Source organism: Streptomyces sp. NPDC052016, assembly GCF_044548445.1.
Lineage (GTDB): Bacteria > Actinomycetota > Actinomycetes > Streptomycetales > Streptomycetaceae > Streptomyces.
Genome location: NZ_JBIUBX010000017.1, coordinates 84,470 through 96,884 on the forward strand (window position 1 = coordinate 84,470; position 12,415 = coordinate 96,884).

Annotated in this window: 10 protein-coding genes; 7 read left to right on the forward strand and 3 right to left on the reverse strand. The window is 72.0% G+C overall.

Annotated features, from left to right (window positions below):
• Positions 1 to 122: 122 nt before the first annotated feature.
• From secG to pgi, 4 genes are all read left to right on the forward strand, one after another.
• Positions 123 to 353, forward strand: a complete 231-nt coding sequence (secG, locus tag ACIHAR_RS21945) for a preprotein translocase subunit SecG (RefSeq protein ID WP_365471746.1) — start codon at positions 123 to 125, stop codon at positions 351 to 353.
• Positions 354 to 563: 210 nt separating this feature from the next.
• Positions 564 to 899, forward strand: coding sequence for an RNA polymerase-binding protein RbpA (locus ACIHAR_RS21950; protein ID WP_003976875.1), 336 nt, complete (start codon positions 564 to 566; stop codon positions 897 to 899).
• 165 nt (positions 900 to 1,064) lie between these two features.
• Entirely contained in the window at positions 1,065 to 2,333 is a 1,269-nt protein-coding gene (locus ACIHAR_RS21955) for an MFS transporter (protein WP_400021185.1), read from the forward strand.
• Between the two features lie 73 nt (positions 2,334 to 2,406).
• Positions 2,407 to 4,062, forward strand: coding sequence for a glucose-6-phosphate isomerase (gene pgi / locus ACIHAR_RS21960; protein ID WP_400021187.1), 1,656 nt, complete (start codon positions 2,407 to 2,409; stop codon positions 4,060 to 4,062).
• 160 nt (positions 4,063 to 4,222) lie between these two features.
• Here pgi and ACIHAR_RS21965 read toward each other — a convergent pair whose 3' ends face one another.
• From ACIHAR_RS21965 to ACIHAR_RS21975, 3 genes are read right to left on the reverse strand one after another with little or no spacing between them, the layout of a single operon-like run.
• Entirely contained in the window at positions 4,223 to 6,505 is a 2,283-nt protein-coding gene (locus ACIHAR_RS21965; RefSeq protein ID WP_400021189.1) for an FtsX-like permease family protein, read from the reverse strand.
• A gap of 53 nt (positions 6,506 to 6,558) precedes the next feature.
• Positions 6,559 to 7,308, reverse strand: coding sequence for an ABC transporter ATP-binding protein (locus tag ACIHAR_RS21970; protein ID WP_400021191.1), 750 nt, complete (start codon positions 7,306 to 7,308; stop codon positions 6,559 to 6,561).
• The gene (locus tag ACIHAR_RS21975) at positions 7,305 to 7,820 is read right to left on the reverse strand and encodes a PadR family transcriptional regulator (protein ID WP_365471707.1); all 516 of its coding nucleotides are present in this window, start codon (positions 7,818 to 7,820) and stop codon (positions 7,305 to 7,307) included. The genes ACIHAR_RS21970 and ACIHAR_RS21975 overlap by 4 nt, the downstream gene beginning before the upstream one ends.
• 122 nt (positions 7,821 to 7,942) lie before the next feature.
• On the opposite strand from ACIHAR_RS21975, the gene ACIHAR_RS21980 reads away from it, so the two are divergent.
• From ACIHAR_RS21980 to ACIHAR_RS21990, 3 genes are all read left to right on the forward strand, one after another.
• On the forward strand, positions 7,943 to 9,214 hold the full coding sequence (locus tag ACIHAR_RS21980; protein ID WP_365471704.1) for an ABC transporter substrate-binding protein: 1,272 nt from the start codon (positions 7,943 to 7,945) through the stop codon (positions 9,212 to 9,214).
• A gap of 210 nt (positions 9,215 to 9,424) precedes the next feature.
• Positions 9,425 to 11,047 carry a glycoside hydrolase family 13 protein gene (locus ACIHAR_RS21985; protein ID WP_365471740.1) on the forward strand — a complete coding sequence of 541 codons (1,623 nt, stop codon included), beginning with the start codon at positions 9,425 to 9,427 and terminating at the stop codon, positions 11,045 to 11,047.
• Between the two features lie 37 nt (positions 11,048 to 11,084).
• A complete protein-coding gene (locus ACIHAR_RS21990) occupies positions 11,085 to 12,413 on the forward strand; it encodes an extracellular solute-binding protein (RefSeq protein WP_365471701.1) in 1,329 nt (442 codons plus the stop codon).
• Positions 12,414 to 12,415: the final 2 nt, after the last annotated feature.

The following is a 12,415-nucleotide window of genomic DNA, read 5'->3' on the forward strand; positions in this document are numbered from 1 at the left end:
AGTATGCGGTAGCGGCGATCCGTCGTACCCTTGCGGGGCCGAGGCTGTCATCGGAGTGTGAAGCCGAAGACGCTTCGGCCCCGTCGTTATCCGATTCCGAGGAAGTTGGTCCAGCCGTGGTTTTGGGGTTCTCGATCGCCCTGATCGTCTTCAGCCTGCTGCTGATGCTGCTGGTGCTGATGCACAAGGGGAAGGGCGGCGGCCTCTCCGACATGTTCGGTGGCGGCATGCAGTCCTCCGTCGGCGGCTCCTCGGTCGCCGAGCGCAACCTCGACCGCATCACCGTCGTGATCGGTCTGCTCTGGTGCGCGTGCATCGTGGTCCTCGGTCTCCTGATGAAGACGAACAGCTGATCAGCGGCGCACACAAAAGCACATTCGGTACGTAAGGCCCCATGTTCGGTACGCGCAGCTGAGCGCGGCCTATCATGGGGCTTGCGTCTACGTGTGGGGGTTGTAACTCCAATCACTGGACGCGCGTTGGGCCTTACGTAGACTGAGGCGCTCGCAGCGAAGCGAAACGCCGACTCGCTTTGCGGCACCATCACGCAGGGAGTTACGACCGTGGCAAGTGGCAACGCGATCCGAGGAAGCCGGGTCGGGGCGGGGCCGATGGGCGAGGCCGAGCGCGGCGAGTCCGCGCCGCGTCTGCGCATCTCCTTCTGGTGCTCCAACGGGCACGAGACGCAGCCCAGCTTCGCCAGCGACGCGCAGGTGCCCGAGACCTGGGACTGCCCGCGCTGCGGCTTCCCCGCCGGCCAGGACCGGGACAACCCGCCGGACCCGCCGCGCACCGAGCCCTACAAGACGCACCTCGCCTATGTGCGGGAGCGGCGCAGCGACGCGGACGGCGAGGCGATCCTCGCCGAGGCGCTCGCCAAACTGCGGGGCGAAATCTAGGAGTTGACGTCCGGCCAGGTGCCCACAGGCACCTGGCCGGTCTTGTTTCGCCCATCGACCGGCCGCCGCCGGACCGATTGTCAGTGGCTCCCTCTACCGTTCTCGCAGTGGTTCTCGTCGCGGCCCTCGTGGCGACGGCGAACCGGCGAACGGGGAGGGGTAGTTGTGGCGACGGTCGGCACGGCGGACAGCGGAGCGCCCGCGTGGCGCGGCGGCTTCGGGCGACTGTGGAGCGCGGCCGTCGTCTCGCGGTTCGGGGACGCGTTGCGGACCACCGCACTGCCCCTGCTCGCCGTGCAGCTCACGGACGACCCCCTGGTCATCGCCTCCGTGACCGCCTGCGGCTATGTCCCCTGGCTGCTGTTCGGCCTGCTCGGCGGGGCGGTCGCCGACCGCGTGGACCAGCGGCGCGCGATGTGGGCCGTGGACGCCGTGCGCGGCCTCCTCGTGGCCGCCTTCGCGCTCGCCGTGGGACTCGGCCACGCCTCGATCCCGCTGCTGCTCGCCCTCGCCTTCCTGCTGACCACTCTCCAGACGCTCTTCGACAACGCCGCCACGGCCCTGCTGCCGTCCCTGGTGGCCCGCGAGGCCCTGGGCGGAGCCAACGCCCGGCTGATGACCGGCCAGCAGCTCGCCGGCGGCCTGCCGGCCGGGCCGGTGGTGCCGCTGCTGCTCGGCGTCGGCGCCTTCATGCCGTTCGCGGCCGACGCGGCCACCTATCTGCTGGCCGCCGCCCTCATCGCCTCCCTGCGGATACGTCCGCCCGAGCGGGAGCCGCGCCCCGCGGGCAGCACCCTGCGGGCGGAGATCGGCGAAGGGCTGCGCGTGCTGTGGCGCGACCGCGTCCTGCGGCCCGTCTGCCTGGCCACCCTGCTCTGCAACATCGGCATGGGCGCCCTGATCGGCACCCTCGTGCTGCACGTGACGCACTGGCTGCACGCCGGCGACGCCGGGTTCGCCGCCGCCATGACGGTGTACGCCGTGGGCAGCCTCGTCGGCGGCTTCGTCGCCCAGCGGATCGCACGGCGCACGGGGCGGGTCCGGGCCCTGCTGCTCGGCGGGACCGTGCAGACGGCGTCCCTGCTGCTCATGGGCACCGTCCGCCATCTCGGCGCCCTCCTCGCCGGCATGCTGCTGCTCGGCATCATGGGCATGGTGTGGAACGTCCACCAGGTCACGCTGATGCAGCAACGCAGCCCCGCGTCCATGGTGGGCCGCGTCTCCTCCGCCTTCCGGACGGCTTCCACCTCCGGCGCCCCGCTCGGTGCCCTGCTCGGCGGAGCCGTGGCGGCGGCCTTCGGCCTGAACACGCCCGCGCTGCTCACGGCGCTGCTGTTCGCCCTGGCGGTCCTGTCGTTGATACCGGCGGCCAAGGCGGACGTACCAGTGGTCGCACCGCAGGACGGTCCCGGGACAGCTCACGTCACGCGCTGATCAATTAGGTTGGGACCCGCAGCGGGACAACATGCGCAGCACGGACAGGTGAGGAAAGAGGGCTGGGTCCGACATGAACGCAGACGGCCGTACGAGGCTCAACCAGACGCCCGAGTGGACCGCTCTGGCCAAGCACCGCGAGGAACTCGGTGAGGTGCAGCTGCGTGAGCTGTTCGCCGCCGACCCCGGGCGCGGCAGCGGCTACACACTGCAGGTCGGCGACCTGCACATCGACTACTCCAAGCACCTCGTCACCGACGAGACGCTGCGGCTGCTGCGGGAGCTGGCCGCCGCCACCGACGTCTTCGGTCTGCGGGACGCCATGTTCCGCGGGGAGAAGATCAACACCACGGAGCACCGCGCAGTGCTGCACACCGCCCTGCGAGCCCCGCGCGAGGCGGTGATCGAGGTGGACGGGGAGAACGTCGTCCCCGCGGTGCACGCCGTCCTCGACAAGATGGCCGACTTCGCCGACCGGGTCCGCTCCGGAGCCTGGACCGGCCACACCGGCAAGCCCATCAGGAACGTCGTCAACATCGGCATCGGCGGCTCCGACCTGGGCCCGGCCATGGCGTACGAGGCGCTGCGCGCGTACACGGACCGTTCGCTGACCTTCCGGTTCGTCTCCAACGTCGACGGCGCCGACCTGCACGAGGCGACCCGGGACCTCGACCCGGCCGAGACGCTGTTCATCATCGCGTCCAAGACCTTCACCACCATCGAGACGGTCACCAACGCGACCTCGGCCCGCACCTGGCTGCTGGACGCGCTCGGCGGGGAGGAGGCGGCCGTCGCCAAGCACTTCGTGGCGCTGTCGACGAACGCCGAGAAGGTCGCGGAGTTCGGCATCGACACGGCCAACATGTTCGAGTTCTGGGACTGGGTCGGCGGACGCTACTCCTACGACTCGGCGATCGGCCTCTCCCTGATGATCGCCATCGGACCGGACCGCTTCCGGGAGATGCTCGACGGCTTCCACCTCGTCGACGAGCACTTCCGCACCGCCCCCGCCGAGGCCAACGTCCCGCTGCTGCTGGGTCTGCTGGGCATCTGGTACGGCAACTTCCACGACGCCCAGTCGCACGCGGTCCTGCCCTACAGCCACTACCTGTCGAAGTTCGCGGCCTACCTCCAGCAGCTCGACATGGAGTCGAACGGCAAGTCCGTCGGCCGGGACGGCAAAGAGGTCGACTGGCAGACCGGGCCGGTCGTCTGGGGCACGCCGGGCACCAACGGGCAGCACGCCTACTACCAGTTGATCCACCAGGGCACGAAGCTGATCCCGGCGGACTTCATCGGCTTCGCCGAGCCGGTCGCCGAGCTGAGCGGTGAGCTGAAGGCGCAGCACGACCTGCTGATGGCGAACTTCTTCGCGCAGACGCAGGCCCTGGCCTTCGGCAAGACGCCGGACGAGGTGCGGGCCGAGGGCGTGCCGGACGAGCTGGTGGCCCACAAGACGTTCCGGGGCAACCACCCCACGACCACGATCCTCGCGCGCGAGCTGACCCCGTCCGTCCTCGGCCAGCTCGTCGCGCTCTACGAGCACAAGGTGTTTGTCCAGGGCGCGGTGTGGAACATCGACTCCTTCGACCAGTGGGGCGTGGAGCTGGGCAAGGTCCTCGCCAAGCGCGTCGAGCCCGCGCTGACCGAGGGCGCCGACGTGCCCGGCCTGGACGCCTCGACGCGGGCGCTGGTCGCCAGGTACCGGGAGCTGCGCGGCCGGCGGTGACGACCGCCGCGGGACGGGGCGGCGCGCGGCCGCACCGTCCCGCGTAGCCCCATCCCGGGGGAGACCCGTCCCGGGGGAGCCCCGTCCCGCGAAGCCCGTCCCGGGGGAGCCCGGCGCCGGTCGGGGCACCGCGTGCGGTGCCCCCGTCAGGTCACGGCGTTCAGGTCACGGCGTTCAGGGTGTCCGCGAGACGGCGACGGGCGGCGCGGGCCGCCGGCACGGCGGCGAGCGCGCTCGCCCCCAGCACCGCGGCGGTGCCGAGCAGCAGCAGGAGAGCGGGGGACGGGCCCTGGGCGATTCCCGCGCCGATACCGCTCGACCTGCCCTGGGCATCGATCAGCCAGTGCGCGAGGGGCATGCCCAGGGCCGTACCGACGAGGACCGCGGCGAGGGCGGTGCAGCCGGTGGCGGTGACGGTGATCGCGGTGATCTGCCGCGGGGACAGGCCGATGGCCTTGAGCGCCAGCAGATCCCTTTCACCCTCGCGCACCGTGCCGCCGATCGCGGTCAGCAGCTCGATCAGCCCGATGAGCGCCAGGACGGCGATCACCCCCGCGACGACTCCGCGCAGCGGGGAGAGCCCGTCGGCCGGGTTCGTCACGGCGTGCACGTCGAGATGACCGTGCCCGGCCGTGGTCAGCCGGCTGGCGACCGTCTGCGGGTCGGCGCCGGGCCGCAGCCGCAGCTGGTACAGCGTCGGACCGATCCCCGGGTCGTTCTCCCGGAGGGTGTCGAGCGAGGTGGAGATGACCCGTCCGGCGTTCGCCGGCTCGATGCTGCGGCCCACGATGTGCAGGATCTGCGGCTGGTCGCCCACGGTCATCCGCACCCAGTCGCCGACGCGTACGTCCAGCAGGTCGAGCAGGCCCTGTCCGGCCACCGCCTCGTCGCGGTCGCGCGCGGGACGGCCCTCGGCCAGGGTGTAGGGGTACGGGTCCTGCCGGGTGCCGAGGCCACGCAGGGCGATCGTGGCCGTCTGGCCCGGGACCAGGGCCGCCACCTCCACGCCCGGGTAGGCGACGGCGACCTGCGGGTCGCGCTCCAGCAGGGTGCGTGTCTCCCGGTCGGTCAGTCCGGCGTCCGCCCGGACGGTGAGCGCGGTCGGGAGACCGGACCGCTCGGGGTTGCTGTGGAAGCGGTCCATGGTGGTCCAGGCGCTCAGCGCCACCACGATCAACAGCAGCGGCAGCGCGAGCCGGGCCACGGAAGCGGCAGACCGCAGCCGGCGGGTGAACGCCCTGTGCCAGCCCAGGACGAGCGCGGGCGGCAGCCGCAGCCCGAGCGCCCGGCGCGCCACGCCCGAGAGCCGCCCGCCCGCCGGGACCGCGGGCCGCGGCAACGGCACCGGAGGCACGCGCCCCGCCCGCCAGGCGGCGAGCCCGGTGGTCGCGCCGATGAACAGCACCGCCGCCGCCGGCACGGCGAACAGCGCCACGGTGTGCCCGGGCAGCCCCTGCCACACGCCGACCGCGTCCCCCAGGCGCCCCGGGATCCGGCGGCCCAGCGCCTGGACGAGCGCCGCCGCGGCCGCGGCGCCGAGCAGCGCGTAGGCGATGTGCTGGAGCAGGAAGATCCGGACGACCTGGCCGGGGGTGAACCCGATCGCCTTCAGCACGGAGATGTCCCGCAGATGCCCGCGGATGCGGGTGCCGATCGCCCCGTGCACGGCGAGTCCGGCGGCGGCCAGCGCGCCCAGGCCGAACAGGCCCAGCACCTGCCCCAGCAGCCGGTTGTCGCCCTGGGCCTCGGCGCGGGCCTGCTGCCAGGTGGAGACCTCGCCGACCGCGTCGGCTCCCAGCACGGTGACCGCGCGCTGGACGGCGTAGTCCGTGTCGTCGGGATCGGTCAGGCGCAGTCCGATCACCTGGCCGCCGGCGTCGGTCAGGGCCGGGGGGAGCGCCCAGACGAGCCCGGGCCGGCCGCCCGGCCGGAAGCGCGGTTCGGCGCTCTCGGCGATGCCGAGGACGGTCAGTCTCCGCGCGGTGCCGGGCGCGGTGAGGGTGTCGCCGGGTTCGGCCACCAGGGTGCGGGCGAGACGGCTCTCCAGCACCACCCCGTCGGGGGTCGCGGGGTCCAGCCACCGGCCGGAGGTGAGCAGCGGCCGGCCGACGGCGGGCCGCTCGGGCGTGCCGCGCAGCTCGACCGAGGCGCGGGCGCCGCGGGAGGTCAGGGTGACGGAGGCGACGGGGTAGGGGCCCGCGACGGACTCGACGCCGTCCAGCGCGTCGAGCCTGCCGGCTTCCGCGGCCGGATCGGTGTGGATCCACACGTGGGCGCCGCGCGCCTGCGTGAACACCCGCTGCCAGGGGTTGGTGGCGTAACCGAACAGCGCGGTGGCCAGCAGCAGCGAGGCGACGATGCCCGCCGTGGCGAGCACGAGGAACAGCGCCTCGCCGCGGTGCGTGCGCAGATCGGAGTGCGCCCAGCGCAAGGTGGCTCGCACGGCGTCAGCCCCTCCGCTCGGTCAGGGCGCGGGGACGGTCCTGGACCCGCATGTCAGTCCTTCAGCTCCAGCACGCCGGACGTCCCGATGCCGCGCGCCGGTGTGCCGTCCAGTACCGCGTCGTCGGCTATGCGCCCGTCGAAGAAGCTGATCACCCTGTCCGCGGCGCTCGCCAGCCGCGCGTCATGGGTGACCAGCACGATCGTCTGGCCGCGCTGGTGGAAGCGGGAGAGCAGCCGCATCACCTCGCGGGTGCCCTTGCTGTCCAGGCTGCCCGCGGGCTCGTCGGCGAGCAGCAGCGGCGGGCGGTTGACCAGGGCCCGGGCCAGGGCGACCCGTTGCTGCTCGCCGCCGGAGAGCTCGCCGGGCATGCTCCGCTCCTTGCCCGAGAGCCCCAGCTCGCCCAGCAGCGCCTCGCGTTCCGCGCGCGCCTGCCGGGGGGAGGCCCCGGCGAGCAGCGCGGGCAGCTCGACGTTGTCGGCGACCGACAGGTTCGACACCAGGTTGAAGAACTGGAAGACGAACCCGATGCGCTTCCTGCGCTCCACCGCCCAGCGCGCCTCGCTGTACGCGTCCGTGCACACGCCGTCCAGCCAGAGGCTGCCGCTGTCCGGCCGCTGCAGCCCGCCGAGCAGGTGCAGCAGGGTCGACTTCCCGGCTCCGGACGGACCCGTGATCGCCAGGAACTCCCCCTGGCTGACGCACAGGTCGACCCCGCGCACGGCACGTGCCGGGGCGCCCTCGCCGTGGTGCGTCTTGACCAGGCCCTCGGCGCGCAGCACGGGAGTGGGGCGGTCGCTCACTCCAGCTCCTCCAGCTCTTCCTGGCACCGCTCCAGCCAGTCGAGGTCGGCCTGCAGGTGCAGCATCGCGCCCTCGATCAGCAGATGGGCGATGCGGTTGCTCCGGTCTTCGGCGGCCGCCAGTTTCGACAGGCTGCGCATGGTGTTGAGGTACTGGCGCCGCTGTGTGTTGATGAGGGCGATCTGGTCGGCGAGACCGGTCTGCGGGGCGAGGGCCAGCTTCATGAAGAACTCGTCCCGTACCCGCGGCTCGTCCTCGGGCTCCTCGAACCAGGCGCGCAGCGCCTCCCGCCCGGATTCGGTGAGGTGGTAGACCTTCTTGTTGGGCCGGCTCGACTGCTCGACGTCCTCGCCCTCGATCAGTCCCTGTTTCTCGAGGCGGCCGAGGGTCACGTAGATCTGGCCGACGTTCGGCTGAGGGTACGCGGAGCCCAGCAGTTGCTCAAGGTCGTGCTTGAGCTCGTAGCCGTGGGCCGGACCGCGCGCCAGGAGTGCCAGGAGGGGCAGGCGCACGTGTGCTGTCCTCCTGTCTGGTCAATGTGCTCCAGACCCTAGTATCGCCCATACCTAACAGGTATACATGTCCTCTGACTCCGGGCGAAGGTGCCCGGCGCCGGGTGTGCAAGGAGGAACCTATGCGGTGGATACGCGCCGCCGGTAGGGGGCTCCTTGTTCTCGTCGTGGTCATGACCGGGTACGCGGCCTCGGGCGCGCAGGCCGACGAGGGGGCCGCGGGCGGCCGCGGGCCGCTGACGCTCGCCACCGCCGGGGACCTCACCGGCTATCTCGGACCCCTCCTGGAGGGCTGGAACCGCACCCACCCCGGCGAGCGGGTCACCCTCGTGGAGCTGCCGGACTCCGCCGACGAGACCCACGCGCAGATGGCCACCGACCTGCGCGACGGCGACCGCGGCCGCTTCGACGTCCTCAACATCGACGTGAGCTGGACCTCCGAGTTCGCCGCCGCCGGCTGGATTCGCCCGCTGCCCCGTGACCGCTTCCCCCTCGGGACCTTCCTGTCGCCGGTCGTGGACACGGCGACCTACGACGGTCGGCTGTACGCCGTCCCGTACGTCACCAACGCCGGCCTCCTGCTGTACCGCAAGGACGTCCTCGCCGAGGAGGGCGTCCCGCCGCCGCGCACCTGGGCCGAGCTGGAGCGCTACGCGAGGACCGTCGCCCCGAAGTACGGGCTCGACGGCTACGCCGGCCAGTTCCTGCCGTACGAGGGCCTCACCGTGAACGCGGCCGAGGCCGTCTACTCGGCGGGCGGCACGATCCTCGGGGACGAGGGTGCGCGCGTCACCGTGGACTCGGCCGCCGCCCGCGAGGGCATCGGGTTCCTGGCCCGGGGTGTGCGCGAGGGCTGGATACCGCAGGAGGCGCTCCGGTACAAGGAGGAGGAGTCCAAACAGGCATTCCAGGACGGCCGGCTGCTCTTCCTGCGCAACTGGCCGTACGCCTACGTCGCCGCCTCGGCCAGGGGCTCCCAGGTCGCCGGGCGGATCGGCGCCGTACCCCTGCCGGGACCGGACGGCCCGGGCACGAGCGTCCTCGGGGGATCGAACCTCGCCGTCACCGCGCACGCGCGGCACCCCGACTCGGCCGCGCGTCTGATCTCCTACCTCACCAGTGAGCCGGTCCAGCGCCAGGTCCTCACGCGCGGCGCGCTGCCGCCCGTTCGCGCCGCGCTGTACGAGGACCCCGGGCTGATCCGCGCGTTCCCCTACCTGCCGACCCTGCGGGAGAGCGTGCTCGCGGCCGCGCCGCGCCCCAAGAGCCCGCGCTACGACCAGGTCAGCCTGGTGGTGCAGTCGGTCGTGCACGACGCGATGACCGGGCACGAGGCGCCCGAGGCCGCGGTGCGCCGCCTGGCGCGCGAGCTCGCGGCCGTCTCGTCGCGTTAGGGCTGGGCTCTCCCGACCCCCCTTCTAGTTACTTGTTAGGTAACGCGGACGTCTCATCTTCCTTCTCTCTGGGTGGGTAAGTCCGGATATAAAGGTCCAACTGTCCAGTATCTTGCGACTGTTCGTTGACACCCTCGCGACACCCCTACTTAACATGCATGCATAACCGTCAGCACGCACAGACAGGTCAACGGGGTGAGTCTCCAGCGCATCGACACCCACCACTGGTGGCGCGACGCAGTGATCTACCAGGTGTACGTCCGCAGCTTCCTGGACAGCACCGGTGACGGCATCGGCGATCTCGCCGGCGTCCGGGCCGGGCTGCCGTACCTGAGGAAACTCGGCGTGGACGGGATCTGGCTGAGCCCCTTCTACCCGTCCCCGCAGCACGACCACGGCTACGACGTCGCCGACTACTGCGACGTCGACCCGCTCTTCGGCGACCTCGCCGAGTTCGACCTGCTGGTGGCGGCTGCCCGGCGCCTCGGCGTCAAGGTGCTCCTGGACATCGTCCCGAACCACTGCTCCAGCGAGCACCCGTGGTTCCGTGAGGCGCTCGCCTCCGCTCCGGGCAGCGAGGCCCGGGCCCGCTTCCACTTCGCCGACGGCCGTGGCCCGGACGGCTCCGAGCCGCCCAACAACTGGCACGCCATGTTCGGCGGCCCGGCCTGGACCCGCGTCACGGAGGCGGACGGCCGCCCCGGCCAGTGGTACCTGCACATGTTCACCCCCGAACAGCCGGACTGGAACTGGCGCAACCCCGAGGTGGCCGCCGAGTTCGACCGCATCCTCCGCTTCTGGCTGGACCGGGGTGTCGACGGCTTCCGTATCGACGTCGCCGCCGGCCTCTTCAAACACCCGGACCTGCCCGACTCCCCGGACCCGGAGGCCGACGCCCGCACCCGGGACTCGGTCAACCCGCTGGCCTGGAACCAGCCCGAGGTGCACGAGGTGTGGCGGCACTGGCGGGCGGTCTGCGAGGAGTACACGGCACGCGACGGCCGCGAACGGCTCCTGGTCGGCGAGGTCTCGGTCCCGACGGCCCGCGAACACGCCCAGTACGTCCGCCCCGACGAACTCCACCAGGCCTTCTTCTTCGACCTGCTCAGCGCCCCCTGGGACGCCGACGCCTTCCGCAAGGTCGTCTCCGAGGCCATCCAGGACATAGCCGGGACGGGCTCGACGGTGACCTGGGTCCTCAACAACCACGACCAGGTCCGCACCGTCACCCGCTACGGCGAACCGGCCACCGAGGGCAGCGGACTCGGCACCGCCCGCGCCCGCGCCGCCGCCCTGCTGATGCTGGCGCTGCCCGGCGCCGCGTACATCTACCAGGGCGAGGAACTGGGTCTCCCCGAGGTCGTCGACCTGCCCGACGACGTGCTCACCGACCCGATCTTCCGGCGCACCGGCAGCCGCGCACGCATCCGGGACGGGTGCCGCGTCCCGCTGCCGTGGTCGGGACAGGCCTCGCCGTTCGGCTTCACCTCCGGAGCCGAGGGGGCCAAACCGTGGCTGCCGCAGCCGGAGTACTTCGCCGAGTACGCCACGGACCGGGCGCTCGCCGACACCCGCTCCTTCTGGCACCTCTACCGCGACGGCCTGCAACTGCGCTCCGCACTGCCCCAGTTGGGCGAGGGTTCGCTGCGCTGGCTGGACACCCCGCCCGGCGTGCTCGCCTTCGTCCGCGGCGACGGACTGGTCTGCGCCGTGAACTTCGGTACGACACCCATGCCCGCCCCGGTCTCCGGCACACCGCTGCTGTCCAGTGGCCCCTGCCCGGCCGGCGTGCTGCCCGGCTCGACGTCGGCCTGGTGGCTGAGCGACCTCTGACCTCCGTCAACTCCCACTCCCTGAAGGGACATCAACGATGATGCGACGACGTACGACCCTGCTCACGAGCTGCACCGCACTCGCCCTGGCGCTCGGCGCCACCGCCTGTGGCGGCGGCGGCCCGGTCTCGGCCGGCGGCGGTGACAAGGCGCTCAGCGGCCGGACGGTCACCGTGGCCGGCGTGTGGTCCGGCAGCGAGCAGAAGAACTTCCAGAAGGTGCTCGACGCGTTCAGCGAGAAGACCGGCGCGAAGACGCAGTTCGTCTCCACCGGGGACAACGTCTCCACCGTCGTCGGCAGCAAGATCGAGGGCGGCAACGCCCCCGACCTGGTGATGGTCCCGCAGGTCGGCGTGCTCAAGCAGTTCGCCGAGAAGGGCTGGCTCCAGCCGCTGTCCGACACCGCCCGCAAGTCCGTGGACGCCAACTTCGCGCCCGTGTGGAAGAAGTACGGCAGCGTCGACGGCACGCTCTACGGCCTGTACTTCAAGGCCGCCCACAAGTCGACCGTCTGGTACAGCCCCGACGCCCTCACCCAGGCCGGCGTCGAGCCGCCCACGACGTACGACGAGATGCTGACCGCCGGGCGCACCCTGTCCGACTCCGGACTGGCCGCCTTCTCGGTCGCGGGGCAGGACGGCTGGACCCTCACCGACTGGTTCGAGAACATCTACCTCTCCCAGGCCGGCCCCGAGAAGTACGACGCCCTCGCCGCCCACAAGCTGAAGTGGACCGACCCGTCCGTGGTCGAGGCGCTCACCACACTCGGCAAGCTGTTCAAGGACAAGCAGCTCCTGGCGGGCGGCCAGAAGGGAGCCCTGAACACGGACTTCCCGGGGTCCGTGGAGAAGGTGTTCGGGCCGAAGCCCGAGGCGGGCATGGTTTACGAGGGCGACTTCGTCGCCGGTGTCGCCAAGGACCAGTTCGGCAAGGCGATCGGCCAGGACGCGAACTTCTTCCCGTTCCCGGCGGTCGGCGGCGGCGAGGCGCCGGTGGTCAGCGGCGGCGACGCGGCGGTGGTCCTCAAGGACGGCAAGAACGCCGAGGCGGGCATGGCGCTCCTGGAGTACCTGGCGACCCCCGAGGCCGCGGCCGTGTGGGCGGAGGCGGGCGGCTTCCTGTCCCCGAACAAGAACCTCGACCTCGCCTCCTACGGCGACGACGTCACCCGCGCCACCGCCAAGTCCCTCGTCGGAGCCGGGGACTCGGTCCGCTTCGACATGTCCGACCAGGCGCCGGCCGCGTTCGGCGGCACCAAGGGCGCGGGGGAGTGGAAGCTGCTCCAGGACTTCCTGCGTGACCCGTCCGACCCGAAGGCGACCGCGGCCGAGCTGGAAGCCGCGGCGGCCAAGGCCTACCAGGGCTGATG

What these genes read in the sequence shown, in the direction of transcription:
- pgi (WP_400021187.1), top strand. Translation starts at nt 2,407, where the DNA reads ATGAACGCAGACGGCCGTACGAGGCTCAACCAGACGCCCGAGTGGACC.
- ACIHAR_RS21980 (WP_365471704.1), top strand. Translation starts at nt 7,943, where the DNA reads ATGCGGTGGATACGCGCCGCCGGTAGGGGGCTCCTTGTTCTCGTCGTG.
- ACIHAR_RS21990 (WP_365471701.1), top strand. Translation starts at nt 11,085, where the DNA reads ATGATGCGACGACGTACGACCCTGCTCACGAGCTGCACCGCACTCGCC.